This window comes from Mycobacterium sp. 1245801.1 (genome assembly GCF_001673055.1).
Lineage (GTDB): Bacteria > Actinomycetota > Actinomycetes > Mycobacteriales > Mycobacteriaceae > Mycobacterium > Mycobacterium europaeum_A.
In genome coordinates this window covers 1-19,401 of the sequence record NZ_LZKY01000132.1, presented here as the reverse complement: position 1 = coordinate 19,401, position 19,401 = coordinate 1, and the positions used below count along the sequence as shown (strand labels likewise).

Sequence of the window (19,401 nt, the reverse complement as noted above, 5' to 3'; positions counted from 1 at the left end):
TTCTCGTCCGGCACCGGCCCCAGCCAGGCCTGCACCCCGGAGTCGGTGAGCATGTGCCGGCGCTCTGCCGCGCCGACGTCGGCGGGCACCGGCACGAAGGGCACCCCGGCGATCAGGCAGCCGGTGACCGCCAGCACCGTCGCGGCGGTCGGCGCGGCCAGGATGGCGACGCGGCCCGCGCCGCCGACCCGTTCGGCCACCGAGGTGGCGGCGCCGACGAGATCGCTGCGGCTGAGCACCGCACCCTCGATGCGCACCGCGTCGGCGATATCGGTGGCGGTCAGGGCCGAGGGATCGAGGGACGCCAGTAGCACGTCAGCAGGCTACCCGGCGCCGGGCAGGTCAGCCCTTCTCGTCCCAGATCTTCGTCAGGGTGGACAGGATCTCCTCGCCGCGGCCCAGCCCGCCGAGATGGCTTTCGCCGGGCAGCACGATGAGTTCGCAGTCGGGCAGCAGGGACACCACGTGCTGACCATGCGCGAACGGCACGATGTGGTCGCTGTCGCCGTGCCACCAGCGCACCGGGACTTTGACCTCGTCGAGCCGGAATCCCCAGTCCTGGGTGAACAGGATGATGTCGTTGAACGGGGCCGCCAGCTGCTTGCGGCTGCCGTTGAGCAGGTCGTCGAGGAACATCGCGCCGAACTCCGGACGGGTGAGCAGGCGCCGGTCGCCTTCGGGCGAGATCGCGGCGTACAGATACAGGGCGATGTTCGCGACCGGGCGGATCGAGCGGACCAGCAGGCTCGCGCCGATCCGCAGCGGGTCGCCGCCCAGCTTGAGCAGCGGTGCGGCCCGCTTGCCCAGGTTCATCAGGCCGCTGGTGATGCCCTCGTCGCCCAGGAACGGCGCGACGCCGCCGAGGATCCCGGCCGTGACCACGCGATCCGACAGGGCCGCGGCGGACGCGAGCGCGTACGGACCGCCGCCGGACAACCCGATGACCGCCATCTTGTCGATGCCGAGCGTGTCCGCGATGGTGCGCAGGTCGTCGGCGAACGCCCGGATGTTCCGATACCGGTGGGGGGTCGACGAGCCGATGCCGGGGCGGTCCAGCCCGATCAGCCGGATCCGGTGGTGCTGGGCGTAAAGGCGGGCCTCGGTGGGAATCTGCCGGCGGGCGCCCGGGGTCCCGTGCAGCCAGAACATCGCGCGTCCCTGCGGGTCGCCGAACTCAGCGAAGCCGATCTGGCGGTCTTCGCCGACGGCGACGTTTCCTTCGAGTTTGGGGCGGGCGATCTCGATGACCATGTCGAGCAGCTTGGCATGTTACGAGCGGTTTACAAAAGGCCGGTTAGGCGTTAAGCACCCGTTCGCCGATCACCCGCTGGTGGCGCAGGTCGGCCACCTCGGCCTCGGACAGACCCAGCTCGCGCAGGATCTCGTCGTTGTGCTGGCCGAGCGTCGGCGGGGCGGTGCGATGGTGGCGCTGCGGTCCGGGCGTGATGCGAAACGGCCAGCCGGGATAGCGATGCCGACCGGTGATCGGGTGCTCGAGCTCCTCGTAATAGCCACGGGCGTCGAGCTGGGCCCCGATGAGTTCGGGGTCATACATCAGGTCTGCGGTGATCACCCGCTCGGCCGCGATGCCCTGCGCCTGCAGCGTTTCGACGATCGCCGCGGCGGTCTGCGTGCGAGTCCAGGCGGCGACGAGCTCGTCGAACGCGTCATGATCGATCGGCTGATCGGGCACGGACAGCGCCACCCACACGTCGTCCTCGTCGGTCGGGTAGACGCCCTGCAGGTAGCCGCGCCGCCGGTTGCCCTCGCGCGGGCGCACCACGCCGTTCATCGAGTACTCGATCACCGGTTCGGCGGTCACCGCGGCGGCGACCTCGATCTGCGCGATCTCGATGAGCTGGCCGGCGCCGGTGCGGTGCCGGTGCTCGAGCGCGGCCAGCAGCGCGACCCCGGCATGCACGCCGACGATCGGGTCGGCGGGGCCCTGCGGGTTGCACGGCGGCCCCTCGGCGTATCCCGTCACCGCCGACATGCCCGACGTCTGCTCGAAGTTCAGCGCCCAGCCGACATAGTCGCGCCACGGCCCCTGCAGGCCGTATCCGGGCATCCGGACGACGATCACGTCGGGATTCAGCAACACCAGCGAGTCGTAGTCGAGGCCGAACTGCTCGACGACTCGCGGCGAGAAGTTCTCCACCACGACGTCGGCCTGCGCTGCCAGCCGCCGGGCGATGTCGAGGCCCGGCCGCGAGGTCAGGTCGAGCGTGAGGTCGCGCTTGTTCAGGTTGGTGCCCTGCCAGATGGGGCTGCGCTCGTACCAGTCGTCGCCCTCGTAGGCGAAGGCGCCCGAATAGCGGTGCCCGTCGGGCCGCTGGATCGATTCGACCTTGACGATATCGGCCCCGAACGCCCCGAGGTAGCAGGTCAGATACGCCCCGGCCCAGAAGGTGGTCAGATCCAGCACCCGCAGACCGCTGAAGGGCAGCGGCCCGGACGCATGCCGCGGCGACCGGCCGTCGCCGGCCCAACTCACGGGCCGAGTCCCCACCACCGGCGCCGGACAGGGTTGAGCCACCGGGGTTTTCGACAACCGGAACGGTGGCCCGGGGCGCCGAAACGACCCGGTGTCGACGAAGAACCCCCGCGCGGCGTACTGGGGACAATCCAGCACGGTCGCGCCGTCGTTGACCGGTGCGGCCGGAATGCGCAGGGCTTGAGCGAGTTCCACGATCTCGGCGACGGTCTGGCCGGCCAGCACCGGCTCGGCCTTGGCGAAGAAGTCGTCACGCTCCGGCCCGCCCAACATGATCGCGATCTGATGCTCGCCGAACTCGGGCAGGCCGAGCATCGCGCAGACGTCGAGCCAGTGCTGACCGGTCAGGCAGTTGATGCCCACCCAGCCGTCGACGGCCCGGACGACGCCCAGCATGGGTGCCGACCGCAGGTTGGCGGGCAGCCCGAGGCGTCGCATCCGCTGTGCCATCAACATCGGATAGGGCAGCGTCGAGATCAACGATTCCAGCTGCGCGACATCGACTTCCGTGATCCGGCCACCGGGCGGCCGGCGCAGCGCGGTCAACGCGCCCAGGGCGCCGTAGGCCCCCGCGACGTATTCCGCGATCCGGGCGCCGACCTGAACCGGCGGGCGCTGCGGATCCCGGGTGCTGACCCAGCCCGACGCCGCCTGCAGGGTCAGCGCCGTGGCGGGTCGATGACGCGACGGACCGGACTGACCGAACTCAGAGATGCGCAGAATTACCAGGTTCGGGTTGATCCGCTGCAAACCGTCGATGCCCAGACCCCAGCCCTTCAGGGTTCCGGGCGGGAGGTCTTCGATCAGGACCTGCGCCTGCGCGATGAGCTCGAGCGCAGACGCCAGATCGTGGCCCTCCGAGAGGTCAAGTGTGGCACCGTGTTTGCCGGCGTTGAGGTACTCGAACAGGCCGCACCGATCCGGGTCGGCGAGTCCGGTGGGGAACGGCCCCCAGCGCCGCAGCGGGTCTCCGGCGGGCGGTTCGATCTTGATGACCTCGGCGCCCAGGTCGACCAGAAGCTTTGCCGCGTAGGGACCCGAGATCTCGCCCGCGATTTCGACGACGTGCAGCCCCTCAAGGGGTCCCGTCACGCGGGGATCCCGATGGCCATCGGTTCCATGTATTGGTGCAGTCCGCCGATCCCGCCACCCTCGCGGCCCAGCCCGCTGAGCTTGAAGCCGCCGAACGGCGCGCCGCCCGGGTTGACGCCGTTGACGGCGATCTGGCCGGTGCGGATGCGGCGCGCCACCCCGACGGCACGGTCCACGTCACCGCCCCACACCGCGCCGGAGAGCCCGTATTGCGAGTTGTTCGCGATGGCGACCGCGTCGTCGTCGTCGCGGTAGCGCAGCACGGTCAACACCGGACCGAACACTTCCTCTTGCGCGATAGTCGAATTCGGGTCCACTCCGGACAGGATGGTCGGTTCGAAGTAGAAGCCGACGTCCAGATCCGCCGGCCGGCCGCCGCCGGTCACCAGCCTCGCTCCGTCATTCAGCGCGCCGGCCACGTGTGACTCGACTCGGTCGCGCTGCGCCGCACTGATCAACGGACCCATCTGCACCTCGGGGTCGGTGGGGTCGCCCACCTTGACCTCGCGGGCCAAGGCGGCGAGCCGATCGACAACATCGTCGTGCAGCGAGTCGGGAAGCAGCAGCCGGCTGTGCAGGATGCAGGCTTGCCCGGCGTGCAGCGAACAGGATTCGAACAGCATCTGGCGCAGCATGTCGTCGGTGATTTGCGCATCGTCGAGGACGATGCTGGCCGACTTGCCGCCCAGTTCCAACAGGATCCGCTTCATCGTGTCCCCGGCGGCGGACATCACCTGGCGGCCCACGGCCGAGCTGCCGGTGAAGCTGACCATGTCGATGCGCGGATCGGTGGTCAGCAGCTTGGCCGCCTCGACACCGGACGGCGTGACCACGTTGACCACCCCGGGCGGGATGTCGGTGTGCTCGTCGATGAGCCGCGCCAATGCCAGACCGGCCAGCGGTGTCAGCGGGGACGGCTTGAGCACGACCGTATTGCCCGCCGCCAGAGCATGATTCAGCTTCATGACGTTGAGGCAGTGCGGGAAGTTCCACGGCGTCAGCACCGATACGACACCCAGCGGCGCGTGCCGCAACACGGTGGTTCCGGCGCTGATGCCGGTGACCTCCTGGTCGACCAGCTGGGTGGCGAGCTGCGCGGCGTGCATGGACATGAAGCCGGCGCCGTCGATCTGCATGATGCGCTCGTTGGCGATGCAGCCCCACTCCGCCTGGGACAGCGCAAAGAAGTCGTCGGCGTGTTTGGTCAGCGCCTCGCCCAACTGGTTCAGGCACCCGGCGCGCTGCTCGGCGGTCATCGTGCCCCAGGGTCCGCTGTCGAAGGCGCGGCGAGCGGCCGCAATCGCATCGCCGACCTGGGCGACGCTCGCGTCCGGGGCGGTGGCGATGACGGCCTCGGTGGACGGGGACAGGTCGTCATAGCGGCCGTCCTGCGGCTCGACCCAGTTGCCGTCGATGTAGAGCTGATAGGTCTGGACTAGAGCGGGCGAATCGGCCATGGCTTCCTCCGGTCATCTGATCACTTGGTGTACACCTCCGTGTCGCCCTCGTCAATCATCAATCGCGCGAATTGCAAGCTACCGCAATATCTACGTGTCGTGTTGACAGCATGCGACGGCACGGAGTAGACACAGTCCGCAGGACAGATTGCCTCAATCTGTCGGATCGGGTGTCCTGCGAGAGGGGCTTGCCGTGCAGACTCATCCGCCGCTGCGCTCGCCGAGCTTCCCGCTGCACTCCCCCGACTTCTACGCCGGCGATCCCTACCCGGCCTATCGGGAGCTGCGCGCCACCGCGCCGGTGTGCTGGAACGACGTCACCGACTTCTGGGCGCTGCTGAAGTACGAGGACATCCGGTTCGTGTCGAGCAATCCGGCGCTGTTCTCGTCCACGAAGGGCATCACCATTCCGGACCCGGCGAATCCCAACCCGGTACAGGCGGGCAACCTGATCTTCAGCGACCCGCCCCGGCACCGCCAGTTGCGCAAGCTGATCAACTCCGGCTTCACCAAGCGGCGGGTTGCCGTGTTGGAGCCAAAGATTCGTCAGATCGTGCGCGGGATCCTGGACGGCATCGAACCCGGCTCGGTCCACGAGTTCGCCGAGGAGGTCGCGGCGCCACTGCCCACCCGCATGATCGCCGAACTGATCGGCGCCCCGCCGGACGACTGGGAGCAGTTCCGGGCGTGGTCGGACGCGGCCACCGGGACGGCCGACCCCGAGATCGAACTCGACTCGTTGGTGGCCATGGGCCAGCTCTTCGAGTATTTCCAGGCGCTGATCGCCGACCGGCGGGTGCACCCGCGCGACGACCTGCTGTCGGTCCTGGCCGAGGCCGAGATCGACGAGCACCGGCTGACCGACGAAGACCTGCTCAACTTCGCCTTCCTGCTGCTGGTGGCCGGCAACGAAACCACCCGCAACCTCATCGCGCTGGGCACGTTGGCGTTGATCGCGCATCCCGATCAGCGCCGCCTGCTGGTCTCCGACCCCGCACGCATCCCGCTCGCCGTCGAGGAGATGTTGCGGTGGAACAGTCCAGTGGTGCACATGGCCCGCACCGCGACCGCCGACGTCGAGATCCGCGGCCAGCGGATCCGCGCCGGCGAGGTGGTGGTGATGCTGTACGGGTCGGCCAACCGCGACGAGGACGTGTTCGGCCCCGACTCCGAGGAGTTTGACGTGACCCGTCACCCGAACCCGCACATCGCCTTTGGCTGCGGTGAACACTCTTGCGTCGGTGCGCAATTGGCGCGCCTGGAGGCGACGGTGCTGTTCGACGAGCTGCTGCGCCGCTTCCCCACCATGGAGCTGGTGGGCGACGTGCACAGGATGCGGGCCACCATGGTGCCCGGCGTCAAACGCATGCCGGTGCGGATGGGAATCTGAGCCGATGGACCTCGAATACACGCCAGAGCAATGCAAGCTGCGCGCCGAGATCCGCGCGACCCTGGAAACGGTGATGACGCCGGAACGCGTCGCCGCGGTCAGCGAGCACATGGAGGGCGGGCCGGCCGTACGCGAGTGCATCCGCGCCCTCGCCGCGGCCAATCTCCTAGGCGTCGGCTGGCCGAAAGAATATGGCGGACGAGGGTTCTCGGCCATCGAACAGTTCATCTTCTCCGAAGAGGCGCGCCGGGTCAGCGCACCCATCCCGCTGGTGACGCTCAACACCGTCGGGCCGACGCTCATGCACTACGGCACCGACGAGCAGAAGCGTCAGTTCCTGCCGGCGATCCTGGAAGGCACGGCGGAGTTCGCCATCGGCTACTCGGAACCCGGCGCGGGCAGCGACCTCGCCTCGGTGCGCACGACGGCGGTCCGTATCGGTGACGAGTACGTGATCAACGGCCAGAAGATGTTCACCAGCGGCGCCGCCTACGCCGACTACATCTGGCTGGCCGTGCGCACCGATCCCGATGCCAAGAAGCACAAGGGCATTTCGATCCTTATCGTGCCGACCTCCTCGCCCGGATTCTCCTGGCAACCGCTGCACACCATGCCGGGCATCTCGACGTTCTACACGTTCTACGACGACGTCCGGGTGCCGGTCAGCGCGCTGGTGGGCGCCGAAAACCAGGGCTGGCAGCTGATCACCACCCAGCTGAACTTCGAACGCGCGGCGCTGGGCAACCTGGGCGCGCTCGAGCCACTGTTCGAAAAGACTTTGGAATGGGCGCTTTCCACCGAACTCGACGGCGGTCGCGTCATCGACCAGCCCTGGGTGCAGCAGGCCCTGGCCCGGGTCGAGGCCCAAGTCGCCGCGTACAAGATGGTCAACCTCCGGGTCAACGCCGCGATGACCAAGGGGATGCTGAGCATGGGAGAGGCGTCGGCGGCGAAGGTGTTCGGCACCGAGCTCACCGGACAGGTCGCCCGGCAACTGCTCGAGGTGCTCGACGGCAACGGAGTTCGGCGCGGCGCCGAGGCTCCGCTGCGCGGCGCGCTGGAATCGGCCTACCGTCAGGCCGTCATCAACACCTTCGGAGGCGGGGCCAACGAAATTCAGCGTGACATCATCGCCATGGCCGGGTTGGGCATGCCGCGGGCACCACGCGACCTGCGGGCCGCGCAATAGTCAGGAGGACAGTACTAAGTGAGCGACTCAGACACCGTCAGCGCCAAGGTGCGGGCCCTCGTCGGCCAGCCGACCGGTGGCACCGGAAAGCCCTCGGTGGCCCCCGACCCGGTGAACCAGCCGATGATCCGGCACTGGGCGTACGCCATGGCCGACATGAACCCTGTCTACATCGACCCGGAGTTCGCCGCGTCGTCACGGTTCGGCGGCATCGTGTCACCGCCGGTGATGTTGCAGACCTGGACCATGCCGTCGCCAAAGTTGGAGGGAATCGGCGAACGTGGCGGGGCCCCCGTCGAGATCACCAGCAACCCAACGGCATTCCTCGATGAGGCCGGATACACCAGCACGGTGGCGACCAATTCGGAGTTCGAGATCGAGCGTTACCCGCGACTGGGTGACGTGATCAGCGCGACGACGGTCTACGAGTCGGTCTCCGACGAGAAGAAAACGGCGCTGGGCACCGGATTCTTCCTGACCTGGCTGACCACCTACACCGATCAGCACGGTGAGGTGCTGGGGCGGCAGCGATTCCGGGTGCTGCGATTCAGGCCGGCGAGCTGATGGCGGCCCGCCTGGGGCCGGCAATCACGCCGGACACCGAATTCTTCTGGAACGGGTTGCGGGACAACAAGCTCCTGCTCCAGCGCTGCGGCGGTTGTGGGCAGCTGCGCCATCCGCCGCGGCCGATGTGCCCGCACTGCCGCTCGCTGGAATGGGAGGCGATCGAGTCGTCGGGTCGCGGCACCGTCTACAGCTACGTCATGCCGCACGAGCCGAAATTTCCCTTCTTCGAATACCCCTACGTCGTCGCGCTGGTGGAACTCGACGAAGGGGTGCGCCTGGTGTCCAACCTGACCGGAATCGACCCGGACGACGTGACAACCGGAATGCCCGTCGAGGTCTACTACCAGACGTTTGATAACGACCTGGTGTTGCACCAGTTCCGGCCGAGCGTTTAGGCCCGTCATGGACTTCACCTTCACCGAAGAGCAGGAGACAATCGCCAAGCTGGCCCGCGACCTGTTGGAGCGCCGTGCCACGCCCGACCGGCTGGCCGAACTGGAAGCCGGCGACACCCGCTACGACGCCGAGCTCTGGCAAGAGCTGGCCGCCGCCGACCTGCTGGGCACCGCCCTACCCGAGTCGGTGGGCGGCTCATGCGCTTCAAGCGGTGGCTTCGTGGAACTCGGGGTGCTGCTGGCCGAGGTCGGCTACAGCGTCGCGCCCGTGCCCGCCTACGCCACGCTGGTGCTGGGCGCCGACCCGATCGCCCGGCACGGCAACGACGAACAGCAAAAGCGGTTTCTTCCGGGCGTGGTGACCGGGTCCCGCCTGCTAACAGCGGGATTGGCCGAGCCGGGCCGCTCGGACCCGACTCGCCCGCGCACCACCGCGCGCCGCGACGGCCAGCATTGGCGCCTCGACGGCGCCAAGGAGCTGGTGCCGGCCGCGCAGCTCGCCGACACCATCCTGATCCCGGCCGCCGCCGACGACGGCACCGCGTGCCTGTTCCTGCTGGCCGCCGACGCGGCCGGTGTCGAGATCCGCCCGGTGCCCACCACGAACCGCGAGCCGCACGCGGACGTATTCCTGGACGGCGCAACCGTTTCCGCGGCGGACGTGATCACCGGTGCCGGGTTGGTCGAGTCGCTGCACACCCGGGCCCTGGTCGGGCTGTGCGCGATCCAGCTCGGTGTCACCGAGCGGGCGCTGCGCATCGCCGCCGAATACACCACGGGCCGAGAACAATTCGGCCGGCCGATCGGCAGCTTCCAGGCGGTGCAACAGCGCATGGCCGACGCCTTCATCGACGTCGAGGCCATTCGGTGGACCACTTGGCAGGCGGCCTGGCTGATCGCGCACGGGCGGCCTGCCGACCGCGCGGCGCGCATCGCGAAGTTCTGGGCCGCCGAGGCCGGCGCGCGGGTGGCCGCCACCGCCCAGCACGTCCACGGCGGCATCGGCATCGACGTCACCTATCCCCTGCACCGCTATTTCCTGTGGGCCAAACACAACGAGTTGACCCTCGGTCCGGCTTCAGCGCAGCTGGCCCACCTCGGCGCAACCTATTCGGAGGGACCCGCATGACGACCACCGCCAACCGCACTCTGCAATGGCGAGACATTTCGATCGGTGACGAGGTCACACCGCTCGAAATCCCGATCACCACAACGATGATCGTCGCCGGCGCGATCGCCACCCGGGACTTCATGCCGGTGCACCATGACCGCGACTACGCGAAGAAACAGGGCTCACCCAATCTGTTCATGAACATCCTGACCACCAACGGCTACTGCGTGCGCTTCCTCACCGACTGGGCCGGCCCCGAAGCGATGGTGAAGAACCTGTCGATCCGCCTGGGGGTGCCGTGCTTTCCGGATGATCCGCTGCGGTTCACCGGCAGCGTCACCGGCAAGACTCAAGGCCCTAAAGGGACGCCGCCGGCCGAGAACTTCGTCGAGGTGACGTTCAAGGGTTCCAACAGCCTGGGCGATCACGTGTCCGGCACGGCGGTGCTCAGCCTGCTCGACGGGGTGGCCGCATGAGCCGGACGGGTCCGGGCAGCCTTCCCGGAAGCTGCGCCATCGTCGGGATCGGACAGACGGAGTTCTCCAAGGAATCCGGGCGCAGCGAGCTGCAATTGGCGTGCGAGGCGGTCAGCGCCGCCCTCGACGACGCCGGCCTGGCCCCCGGTGACGTCGACGGCATGGTCACGTTCACCATGGACTCCAGCGACGAGATCGACATCGCCCGCAACGTGGGCATCGGCGACCTGAGCTTCTTTTCCCGCGTGCACCACGGCGGCGGCGCGGCCGCCGGCACCGTCGTGCACGCGGCGATGGCGGTCGCCACCGGTCTCGCCGACGTGGTGGTGTGCTGGCGCGCCTTCAACGAGCGCTCCGGCTTCCGGTTTGGCGGCAGCGGACGCAGCATGGCCGAAACCCCATTGTTCATGGCGCATTACGCGCCGTTCGGGCTGCTCACCCCCGCGGCCTGGGTAGCGATGCATGCCCAGCGCTACATGTCGACCTACGGCGTCACCAACTCTGACTTCGGCAGGATCGCGGTCGTCGACCGCAAGCACGCGGCGACCAACCCCGACGCCTGGTTCTATCAGCGGCCGATCACCCTGGAAGACCACCAGAATTCGCGCTGGATCGTCGAACCCGTACTGCGCCTGCTGGATTGCTGCCAGGAGAGTGACGGCGGCGTCGCGCTGGTGATCACCAGCGCCGAACGCGCCCGCGACCTGCGCCAGCCGCCGGCCATCATCACCGCGGCCGCCCAGGGCGCGGCCCGCGACGGCGAGATGATGACCAGCTATTACCGCGACGAGATCACCGGCCTGCCGGAGATGGGTGTGGTGGCCCGCCAGCTCTGGCGCGACTCCGGTCTCAAGCCCCAAGACATCCAGACCGCCTTCATCTACGACCATTTCACGCCGTTTGTGTTCGCCCAGCTCGAGGAGCTCGGGTTCTGCGGGCGCGGCGAGGCCAAGGATTTCGCGACGGTCGAGCGGCTGTCGCTGGGCGGAGAATTCCCGATCAACACCAACGGCGGCCTGCTCGGCGAGGCGTATATCCACGGCATGAACGGCATCACCGAGGGGGTGCGTCAGGTGCGCGGCACGTCGTACAACCAGGTCGACAACGTCGAACACGTGCTGGTCACGTCCGGAACCGGGGTGCCGACCAGCGGCCTGATCCTCGCACCGGCCGGCTGAGGGGATCGCCATGCCCAGGCTCGCGATCCTGACCGCCCACGGCGGGCCGATCGAGCTGGCCGAATTCCCGTTGTCCACACCTGCGCCGGGCACCGCGGCGCTGCGGCTGCGGATGGCCGGCATCTGCGGATCCGACCTACACATCTTTCGCGGCGAGCTGCCGCTGCCCTGCCCCTTCGCCATGGGCCACGAAATGGTCGGCGAGATCGCCGAACTCGGCGAGGGCCTGACCACCGACGCGACCGGTAAGCCGCTCGCCGTCGGCGATCGTGTGGTGGCGCCGTACTTTTGGTTCTGCGGCAGCTGTCACGCGTGCGCGCGCGGACGCTCGTATGCCTGCCAGAACCTGATGGCCGGCGAGTACCGCACCCATGAGCAGGTACCGCACTTCGTCGCCGCCTACGGCGAGTACTACTACACCAGCCGCCGGCAGCCGCTGTACAAGGTTCCCGCCGACCTGCCCGACGAGGCGGTAGCGCCGTTGAATTGCGCTCTGGCGCAGGTGCTTTTCGCGCTGCGCGAGGTTCGGCTCGGGGATACCGTAGTCATTCAGGGCGCCGGCGGGCTGGGCATCAACGCCGCGGCCGTCGCCCGGACGGCGGGCGCGGCGTCGGTCATCGTCATCGACAAGATCGCCGAACGGCTCGACGTCGCCGCCGACTTCGGCGCCACCGTGTGCATCGACGCCAGCGCACTCTCGGCGGCCGAGGTCACCGAGCGGGTGCACAAACACACCGACGGCATCGGGGCGGACTGGGTGCTCGAGGTCGTCGGTGTGCCGGGCGTTATCCCGGAGGGAATCGGGTTCCTCAACAACGGCGGCACGCTGCTCGAGGTCGGCAACGTCGGGATGGGACGCACCTTCGAGCTCGACCCCAGCGCGTTGGTCTACGGCAACAAGTCCGTGCGCGGCGTGATGCTCTATGACCCCGTCACCCTGGCCACCGGGCTGTCGTTCCTGCAGCACACCAGTTTTCCGTTCGAGCGGCTGATGCCCGAGCCGTTTCATCTGGCCGACGTCAACGCGGCGTTCGCCTCGGCCGATGCCGGGCTGGTGCCCCGGGGGGCGTTGATCCCGTGACGGCGCAGGCTTCTCAGGTGACCGACACCCGCGAGCTCATCGTGGAGTCGGCGTTCGCGTGCTTCGGCAAGCAGGGATTGCAGAAGGCGACCATCGTCGACATCGCCAAGCACGCCGGCGTATCCCGCAGCACGATCTACGAATACTTCTCCGACAAGGCCTCGATCGTCGAGGCGTGCGCCGAGCACGCGTCGCAGCGGTTCTACCGCGAGATGACCAAGGCGATGGACCGCGGCGGCACGCTGGAGGACAAGCTGTGTTCGGCAGCGGTTTTCGTCACCCAGGCGCGGCGGGTCATCGCTTCGGAAAAGTACTTCGACGAGGACGCCATCAGCCTGTTGCTGACCAAGGACGCCGCGGTGCTGCTGCGCGAATGCGTCGAGTTCTTCGCCCCCTACCTGTCGGCCGCCCGGCTCACCGGCGAGGTGCGCAAGGACCTCGACATCGAGGCCGCCGGTGAATGGTTCGCGCGCATCCTATTCTCGTTGTTCAGCACGCCGTCCTCGACGCTGGACATGGATGATCCCGACGTGGCGGCGGAATTCGTTCGCGCCCATGTGGTACGCGGGTTCGCCAGCGACCGCCCGCGCCGGCGTTGAGTGTGCGTCCACCGCCTCGGGTGTGAATCCAGGGTCTTGGGGGTGAATCCCTGGCGGTGATCCTCGGCGTGTCGCCGCCCGGTGTGCACACTCAAAGCCAACGATTCACCCGCGGTGGCCGCCGCACCTAGTGACCGCGCCGCGCGAGCGCTCGCAGGAAGAACGCCAAATTCGCGGGCCGCTCGGCCAGCCGGCGCATGAAGTAGCCGTACCACTGGGCGCCGAAGGGGACGTAGACCCGCAGCTGATGTCCGGCCGCAACCAGACGCCGTTGTTCGTCGTCGCGAATGCCATAGAGCATCTGATATTCGAATTCGGCACTGCTACGGGCTGTTTCACGCACGATGGCGGGTACCGCGCCGATGATCTGCGGGTCGTGTGTAGCCACCATCGGGTAGCCGACGCCGCCCATCAATACCGACAGGCACGCCAGATAGGAGTCGGTGACCTCGGCGGGTTTCCGGTAGGCCACCGCGGCGGGTTCGTCGTAGGCGCCCTTGCACAGCCTGACCCGGGCGCCGGAGGCCGCGAATTGGCGGCAGTCGTCCAGAGTGCGCCGCAGGTACGCCTGCAAAACCACGCCCAGCCAGGGGAATTCAGCCCGCAGGTCGCGCACCACGGACAGCGTCGACTCGGTGGTGGTGTGGTTCTCGGCGTCCACCGTCACCCACACGCCGGCCCGCCGGGCGGCGTCGCAGATCGACCACGCGTTCTCCCGGGCGATCTTTTCGCCGTCGCGCTCGAGCGACTGCCCGAGCGCGGACAGCTTGACCGAGACTTCCAGCGGCCGCACCGCATTGCCGGCCGTGTCGAGCCCACCCAACCTGTCGATCAGATCCAGGTAGGTCCGCACGGCGGCATCGGCGCCGTCCGCGTCGGCGACGTCCTCACCCAGATAGTCGACGCTGACGAAGCGACCCGAACCGCGCAGCGCGGCAACGCTGTTCAGCGCGGAATCGATCGTCTCCGCCGGGACGAAGCGCCGCACCACGCGACGGGTGACCGGGAAGCGCTCGGCGGCGCGGCGCAACCCGTCGCGGCGGCCGGCGGCCATGATCGTCGGGCGCAGCGTGGCGGCGAACAGCCCGGCCATCAGTCGGCGCCCATGTGCGGATACGTGTGGTCGGTCGCCGGGATGAAAGTCTCCTTGATGGTGCGCGCCGAGGTCCAGCGCAACATGTTCAGCATCGATCCCGCCTTGTCGTTGGTGCCCGAACCGCGGGATCCCCCGAACGGTTGGCGCCCGACGACCGCGCCGGTCGGCTTGTCGTTGACGTAGAAATTCCCGGCAGCGAACCGCAACCGGTGCTGGGCGGTCAGCACCGCCGCGCGGTCGTCGGCGATGACCGCGCCGGTCAGCGCGTACCGCGACCCGGTGTCGACGACGTCGAGGATCCGCTCGTAGTCGGCGTCGGGGTACACGTGCACCGACAGCAACGGGCCGAAGTACTCCGTCGCGAACGACTCGTCGGTCGGGTCGTCGGACAGCAGCACCGTGGGGCGCACGAAATAGCCCTCGCGGTCGTCGTATTCGCCGCCGACGGCGATGGTGACGTGCGGCGCGCCCTTGGCCCGCTCGATGGCGTCGACGTTCTTGATGAAGGCGCGCCGGTCGATCAGCGCTCCCCCGTAGTTGGTCAGGTCGGTGACGTCGCCGTAGCGCAGCGCGGCGGTCTTGCCCAGGAAGTCGTCACCCATGCGGCGCCACACCGACTGCGCGATGAAGGCCCGCGACGCCGCCGAGCATTTCTGACCCTGGTAGTCGAACGCGCCGCGAATCAACGCCGCGCACAACACATCCGGGCGCGCCGAGGCGTGGGCGACGACGAAGTCCTTGCCACCGGTCTCGCCGACCAGCCGCGGATAGCTCTGGTAGCGACCGATATTGGCGCCCACCCGCTGCCACAACTGCTGGAAGGTGGCCGTTGACCCGGTGAAATGGATGCCGGCCAGCCGCGGATCGGCCAGCGCCACATCGGAGACGGCCAACCCGTCGCCGGTCACCAGATTGATCACCCCGGGCGGTAACCCCGCCGCCTCGAGCAGTTGCATGGTGAGGTAGGCGGACAACGTCTGGGTGATCGAGGGCTTCCACACCACGGTGTTGCCCATCAGCGCCGGCGCGGTCGGCAAATTGCCCGCGATCGAGGTGAAGTTGAACGGCGTGATCGCATACACGAAGCCGTCCAGCGGGCGGTAATCGCTGCGATTCCACTCGCCCGGCCCGCTGATCGGCTGCTGGGCCAGGATCTGTTGGGCGAACGCCACATTGAAGCGCCAGAAATCGATCTGCTCGCACGGCGAATCGATCTCGGCCTGATAGACCGACTTGGATTGGCCGAGCATCGTGGCGGCGGCGATCTTCTCCCGCCAGGTACCGGCCAGCAGGTCGGCGGCGCGCAGGAACACCGCCGCACGCTCATCGAACGGCATTGCCGCCCAAGAGCTTTTCGCGGCCATCGCGGCCTCGATCGCCGCCGTCGCGTCGGCGTGCGCCGCGTTGGTCAGGGTGCCCAGCCGCGCGGCGTGCCGGTGCGGCTGAACCACATCGATGCGCTCACCGTCGCCCATCCGGTGGGCGGCGCCGATGACATGCGGCAGCTCGATCGGGTTGTCGGCCAGCAGCGCCAGTTCGGCGACAAGGCGGTCGCGTTCCGGGGAGTGCGGCGCATAGTTGTGGACCGGCTCGTTGGCCGGCATCGGGACCTGGGTTATCGCGTCCATGCTGCCAGGGTCCTCGCGCACACACCGCAAAGATTTAGCCGATCGGACAATACAGTGCGCCATCGATAGTACAATCGGACAACATGGCCGGTGTGGGTCTGGGACAGCTGCTCCTCGCGCTGGATGCGACCCTGGTGAGCCTGGTCGACGCGCCCCGGGGCCTGGACCTGCCGGTGGCATCGGCGGCGCTGATCGACAGCGACGACGTGCGGCTGGGCCTGGCGGCCGCGGCGGGTTCGGCCGACGTCTTCTTCCTGTTGGGTGTCGCCGACGACGAGGCGCTGCGCTGGATGGACAAGCAGGCGCGCGACCGCGTGCCGGCGGCCATCTTCGCCAAAGGACCGCCGGATGCTTTGGTGGCCAAGGCCGTTGCGGCCGGCTCTGCGGTGGTGGCGGTCGACCCGCGGGCCCGCTGGGAGCGGCTCTATCAGCTGGTCAACCATGTGCTCGAGCATCACGGGGACCACGCCGACGCCATGGACGACTCGGGCACCGATCTGTTCGGGTTGGCGCAGTCGCTCGCCGACCGCATCCACGGCATGGTGAGCATCGAAAACGCTCAGTCACACGTCTTGGCGTATTCGGCGTCCAACGACGAGGCCGACGAGCTGCGCCGCCTGTCCATCCTGGGCAGGGCCGGTCCGCCCGAGCATCTCGAGTGGATCGGCCAATGGGGCATCTTCGATGCGTTGCGGTCCGGCGGTGAGGTGGTCCGCGTCACCGAGCGGCCCGAGTTGGGGCTGCGTCCCCGGCTGGCCGTCGGGATCCACCAGCCCGCGCCCGATGCGCGGCGACCGCCGGTGTTCGCCGGAACCATCTGGGTGCAGCAGGGCTCGCAACCGCTGGCCGACGACGCCGAGGAGATGTTGCGCGGCGCCGCCGTGCTGGCCGCCCGCATCATGTCGCGGCTGGCGGCCCGGCCCTCCACCCACGCGCGGCGGGTGCAGCAACTGCTTGGCCTGGCCGACGCGGAAACCCTTGGCCACGTTGACGTGGCCGCGATCGCCCGCGAACTGGGCCTCGCCGCCGACGGCGACGCGGCCCTGATCGGCTGGGACGCGGCGGACGGCTCGCCCCGTCAGGCGCGGATCGCCGACGTCATTGCGCTGAGCGCCAGCGCTTTTCGGCGCGACGCTCAGGTCGCCTCGAACGGCGCGCGCACATATGTGCTCCTGCCCCAGACGCAGAACCGCTCGGTCGCCTCGTGGGTCCGCGGCACCATCGCCGCCATGCGCACCGAACTCGGGGTGCAACTGCGGGCGGCCATCGCCGCACCGGTCGCCGGCCTTGGCGGGGTGGGCGCGGCCCGCATCGAGGTGGACCGCGTGCTGGACAGCGCTGAGCGGCATCCGATTTCGTTCGGTCAGGTGACGTCGCTGGCCGAGGCCCGCACCACCGTCTTGCTCGACGAGATCGTCACGCTGATCGGCGGCGACGAGCGCCTGATCGATCCGCGGATCGTGGCGTTGCGCGACGACGAGCCGGTGCTGGCCGAGACGTTGCGGACCTACCTGGACGCTTTCGGCGACATCGCCGCGGCCGCGCAGGCGTTGCGGGTGCATCCCAACACGGTTCGCTACCGGGTGCGCCGGATCGAAAAATCGTTGTCGACGTCGCTGGCCGATCCCGAGGTGCGGCTGCTGTTTTCGCTGGGGCTGCGCGTCCTGAACGCGCGTTGAGCGGTCATCGCCGGGGAGCTCTCGCGCGATTAGCTCGCTTTTGGACGACGCGGATGCAACAATGCCACCCGTAAGGTGATGACGATGTAGGAAGCCGGTGCGAATCCGGCGCGGTCCCGCCACTGTCATCGGGGAGCGACCCTCAACGGCCACGGCTGAGAAGTCGGAAGGCGAGGCGAGCAGCGATCCGAGAGCCAGGACACTTGCGTCATTGCGTCCTGCGACCCGGGGCGGTGCACCCCGAGAGAGCTGCCAATCTCCATGTCTGTTCCGGCATGGGTGGCCGTTGCTGCTGCCACCACTTCGACGCCTAGCCGCGCCCGTTCTGTTGCCCCGGGAGCTGAGCCCCCCTGCTCGATCCACTTCGTCGCCCCGCCAAGAGGTTTCGGCACGGCCGAGGGAGGCGGCCGATGACCGCCCCGATCTGGATGGCCTCCCCTCCCGAAGTGCATTCGGCGCTGCTGTGCAGCGGCCCGGGACCCGGCCCGTTGCTGGCCGCCGCGGCGGCCTGGACGTCGCTGAGCCAGGCATATGCGGAGTCGGTGGACGAGCTGGCCGCGGTGCTGGGCGCCGCGCAAGCCGGCAGCTGGGACGGCCCGAGCGCCGTGGCATACGTGACCGCGCACGCGCCGTATCTGGGGTGGTTGGTGCAGTCCAGCGCGGACAGTGCGGCCGTGGCCGCCCAACTCGACATTGCGGCCGCCGCCTACACCGCGGCGCTGGCAGCCATGCCGACGCCGCCCGAGTTGGCCGCCAACCACGCCACCCACGCGGTGTTGACGGCGACCAATTTCTTTGGCATCAATACCATCCCGATCGCGGTGAACGAATCCGACTACGCGCGGATGTGGGTCCAGGCCGCCACCGTGATGAGCACCTACCAGGCTGTTGCGACGGCCGCGGTGGCCGCCGCGCCGCAAGCCGAACCGGCACCACAGGTCATGCAGGCCACCGCGCTGGCGGCCACCGCGGAACATTCGTCGTATCCCCCGGACACGCAGAACCAGTGGCTGGACTGGTTGCAGCAGAGCGGGTTTGTCGACTTCTACAACACCTACATCCAGCCGTTGATCGACCAGCTGATGAACAACCCGTTCCTGCAGTCCCTGTTTTCCGGGTTCGACCCGTGGCTGCCGTCGCTGGGCAATCCGCTGAGCTTCCTGAACCCGTTCAACATCGCGTTCGCGCTCGGCTACCCGATGGATTTCGGTTCGTACTTCGGCTATCTGGCGCAGATGTTCAGCTTCGTCGCGGCCGACCTTGCGGCGGCGTTCGCCTCGGGTAACCCCGCCACGATCGCGTGGACCCTGCTGTTCACCACCATCGAGGTGATCGGCACAGTCATCACGGACACCATCGCGTTGATCAAGACGCTGCTCGAGCAGATGATCGTGCTGATCCCGCTCATCGTGCCGCTGCTGACCGTCGCGGTGGTTCCGGTGGTCGTCCCCACCTTGGTGGGGGGCTTGGCGGGCCTGACGGGTCTGGCCGGGCTGCACGCCATCCCGGTCGTGCCGCTCGTCCCGGCCCCGGCGCTCGTCCCGGTGGCGGCCCTGGTGGTGATGGTTCCGGCGAACCCCATCGCCGGCGCGGGCCGGTCGGAGGCCGTCGACGGCTCGGGCTCGAGATCCAGGTATTCGTACCCGCGGCCGAGTTCGGTGACCTTGACCCGGTGCCGGCGCGTCTTCGTCGTCTCGTCCTGGGGCAGCGCCACCGCCTCTTCTCCGGCCGCGTCGGCCGCCGCCGCCCGGCGCGCGCGGGCGCTGGTGCTCGCGGCCCTGCGGGCGTCCGCGGTCAGGCCACCGACCAGGTAGCCGAGGCTTTGCATCGCCGCCACCGGCGGGCCCGGTGGGCGGACCGGTGCAGCCGGGCGCGGCCGGCGCGGGTGCCGCGGCGGCGCGGGCCGGTGCGGTGGCCGCTGGCCCATCGGGCAGTGCGGCGCCGCCGCCGAACGGTGTTGCGCGGAGTT

General features: G+C 68.7%; 17 protein-coding genes and 1 riboswitch. Of the genes, 11 read left to right on the top strand and 6 right to left on the bottom strand.

Translation table 11 applies throughout. The features are described from left to right. The 4 genes from A5622_RS07875 to A5622_RS07860 form a co-directional block, all read right to left on the bottom strand. Positions 1-314: AMP-binding protein (locus A5622_RS07875; protein ID WP_156752880.1), on the bottom strand; the 314-nt coding region annotated here is incomplete at its 3' end. A 28-nt stretch (positions 315-342) separates the two neighbouring features. Beyond that, the gene (locus A5622_RS07870; RefSeq protein WP_066871216.1) at positions 343-1,251 is read right to left on the bottom strand and encodes an alpha/beta fold hydrolase; all 909 of its coding nucleotides are present in this window, start codon (positions 1,249-1,251) and stop codon (positions 343-345) included. Between the two features lie 43 nt (positions 1,252-1,294). After that, on the bottom strand, positions 1,295-3,586 hold the full coding sequence (locus A5622_RS07865; protein WP_066877737.1) for a CaiB/BaiF CoA-transferase family protein: 2,292 nt from the start codon (positions 3,584-3,586) through the stop codon (positions 1,295-1,297). Beyond that, on the bottom strand, positions 3,583-5,043 hold the full coding sequence (locus A5622_RS07860) for an aldehyde dehydrogenase family protein (protein WP_066872038.1): 1,461 nt from the start codon (positions 5,041-5,043) through the stop codon (positions 3,583-3,585). Before A5622_RS07860 ends, A5622_RS07865 begins: the two co-directional genes overlap by 4 nt. Before the next feature lie 193 nt (positions 5,044-5,236). Here A5622_RS07860 and A5622_RS07855 point away from each other — a divergent pair, with 193 nt between their 5' ends. Genes A5622_RS07855 through A5622_RS07815 form a run of 9 tightly spaced genes read left to right on the top strand, consistent with a single transcriptional unit; the run spans position 5,237 to position 13,029 of the window. Further along, on the top strand, positions 5,237-6,433 hold the full coding sequence (locus A5622_RS07855) for a cytochrome P450 (RefSeq protein ID WP_066872040.1): 1,197 nt from the start codon (positions 5,237-5,239) through the stop codon (positions 6,431-6,433). Positions 6,434-6,437: 4 nt separating this feature from the next. Next, entirely contained in the window at positions 6,438-7,622 is a 1,185-nt protein-coding gene (locus A5622_RS07850) for an acyl-CoA dehydrogenase family protein (RefSeq protein WP_066877734.1), read from the top strand. A gap of 18 nt (positions 7,623-7,640) precedes the next feature. Continuing rightward, positions 7,641-8,186 carry a MaoC family dehydratase N-terminal domain-containing protein gene (locus A5622_RS07845; protein ID WP_066877732.1) on the top strand — a complete coding sequence of 182 codons (546 nt, stop codon included), beginning with the start codon at positions 7,641-7,643 and terminating at the stop codon, positions 8,184-8,186. Continuing rightward, positions 8,186-8,584, top strand: coding sequence for a Zn-ribbon domain-containing OB-fold protein (locus A5622_RS07840; protein WP_066877731.1), 399 nt, complete (start codon positions 8,186-8,188; stop codon positions 8,582-8,584). Before A5622_RS07845 ends, A5622_RS07840 begins: the two co-directional genes overlap by 1 nt. Before the next feature lie 7 nt (positions 8,585-8,591). Next, complete coding sequence (locus tag A5622_RS07835) at positions 8,592-9,713, top strand: acyl-CoA dehydrogenase family protein (protein ID WP_066863666.1); 1,122 nt, start codon at positions 8,592-8,594, stop codon at positions 9,711-9,713. After that, the gene (locus tag A5622_RS07830; RefSeq protein ID WP_066877729.1) at positions 9,710-10,171 is read left to right on the top strand and encodes a MaoC family dehydratase; all 462 of its coding nucleotides are present in this window, start codon (positions 9,710-9,712) and stop codon (positions 10,169-10,171) included. Before A5622_RS07835 ends, A5622_RS07830 begins: the two co-directional genes overlap by 4 nt. Next, positions 10,168-11,349, top strand: a complete 1,182-nt coding sequence (locus tag A5622_RS07825) for a lipid-transfer protein (protein WP_066877727.1) — start codon at positions 10,168-10,170, stop codon at positions 11,347-11,349. The genes A5622_RS07830 and A5622_RS07825 overlap by 4 nt, the downstream gene beginning before the upstream one ends. A 10-nt stretch (positions 11,350-11,359) precedes the next feature. Continuing rightward, the gene (locus A5622_RS07820; RefSeq protein ID WP_066877725.1) at positions 11,360-12,430 is read left to right on the top strand and encodes a zinc-binding dehydrogenase; all 1,071 of its coding nucleotides are present in this window, start codon (positions 11,360-11,362) and stop codon (positions 12,428-12,430) included. Beyond that, positions 12,427-13,029 (top strand): TetR/AcrR family transcriptional regulator, encoded by a 603-nt coding sequence (locus tag A5622_RS07815; RefSeq protein WP_066863678.1) that lies wholly within the window; start codon positions 12,427-12,429, stop codon positions 13,027-13,029. The genes A5622_RS07820 and A5622_RS07815 overlap by 4 nt, the downstream gene beginning before the upstream one ends. Before the next feature lie 127 nt (positions 13,030-13,156). Here the strand turns inward: A5622_RS07815 and A5622_RS07810 are convergent, their stop codons facing one another. Then, the gene (locus tag A5622_RS07810) at positions 13,157-14,122 is read right to left on the bottom strand and encodes a proline dehydrogenase family protein (RefSeq protein ID WP_066877724.1); all 966 of its coding nucleotides are present in this window, start codon (positions 14,120-14,122) and stop codon (positions 13,157-13,159) included. Next, positions 14,122-15,753 (bottom strand): L-glutamate gamma-semialdehyde dehydrogenase, encoded by a 1,632-nt coding sequence (pruA, locus tag A5622_RS07805; protein WP_066877722.1) that lies wholly within the window; start codon positions 15,751-15,753, stop codon positions 14,122-14,124. Before pruA ends, A5622_RS07810 begins: the two co-directional genes overlap by 1 nt. A gap of 83 nt (positions 15,754-15,836) precedes the next feature. Between pruA and A5622_RS07800 the strand changes: the two genes are divergently transcribed. Beyond that, positions 15,837-17,432: a CdaR family transcriptional regulator gene (locus A5622_RS07800; RefSeq protein WP_066877720.1), complete on the top strand. Its 1,596-nt coding sequence runs from the start codon at positions 15,837-15,839 to the stop codon at positions 17,430-17,432. Positions 17,433-17,468: 36 nt separating this feature from the next. Beyond that, a riboswitch (cobalamin riboswitch) is annotated at positions 17,469-17,658 on the top strand. A 184-nt stretch (positions 17,659-17,842) separates the two neighbouring features. Further along, positions 17,843-19,246, top strand: a complete 1,404-nt coding sequence (locus tag A5622_RS07795) for a PPE family protein (RefSeq protein ID WP_156752879.1) — start codon at positions 17,843-17,845, stop codon at positions 19,244-19,246. Positions 19,247-19,401 lie beyond the last annotated feature (155 nt).

Coding starts and splice junctions, on each gene's coding strand:
- A5622_RS07870 (WP_066871216.1), bottom strand. CDS start 1,251: ATGGTCATCGAGATCGCCCGCCCCAAACTCGAAGGAAACGTCGCCGTC.
- A5622_RS07860 (WP_066872038.1), bottom strand. CDS start 5,043: ATGGCCGATTCGCCCGCTCTAGTCCAGACCTATCAGCTCTACATCGAC.
- A5622_RS07850 (WP_066877734.1), top strand. CDS start 6,438: ATGGACCTCGAATACACGCCAGAGCAATGCAAGCTGCGCGCCGAGATC.
- A5622_RS07840 (WP_066877731.1), top strand. CDS start 8,186: ATGGCGGCCCGCCTGGGGCCGGCAATCACGCCGGACACCGAATTCTTC.
- A5622_RS07835 (WP_066863666.1), top strand. CDS start 8,592: ATGGACTTCACCTTCACCGAAGAGCAGGAGACAATCGCCAAGCTGGCC.
- A5622_RS07830 (WP_066877729.1), top strand. CDS start 9,710: ATGACGACCACCGCCAACCGCACTCTGCAATGGCGAGACATTTCGATC.
- A5622_RS07825 (WP_066877727.1), top strand. CDS start 10,168: ATGAGCCGGACGGGTCCGGGCAGCCTTCCCGGAAGCTGCGCCATCGTC.
- A5622_RS07820 (WP_066877725.1), top strand. CDS start 11,360: ATGCCCAGGCTCGCGATCCTGACCGCCCACGGCGGGCCGATCGAGCTG.
- A5622_RS07810 (WP_066877724.1), bottom strand. CDS start 14,122: ATGGCCGGGCTGTTCGCCGCCACGCTGCGCCCGACGATCATGGCCGCC.
- pruA (WP_066877722.1), bottom strand. CDS start 15,753: ATGGACGCGATAACCCAGGTCCCGATGCCGGCCAACGAGCCGGTCCAC.
- A5622_RS07800 (WP_066877720.1), top strand. CDS start 15,837: ATGGCCGGTGTGGGTCTGGGACAGCTGCTCCTCGCGCTGGATGCGACC.
- A5622_RS07795 (WP_156752879.1), top strand. CDS start 17,843: ATGACCGCCCCGATCTGGATGGCCTCCCCTCCCGAAGTGCATTCGGCG.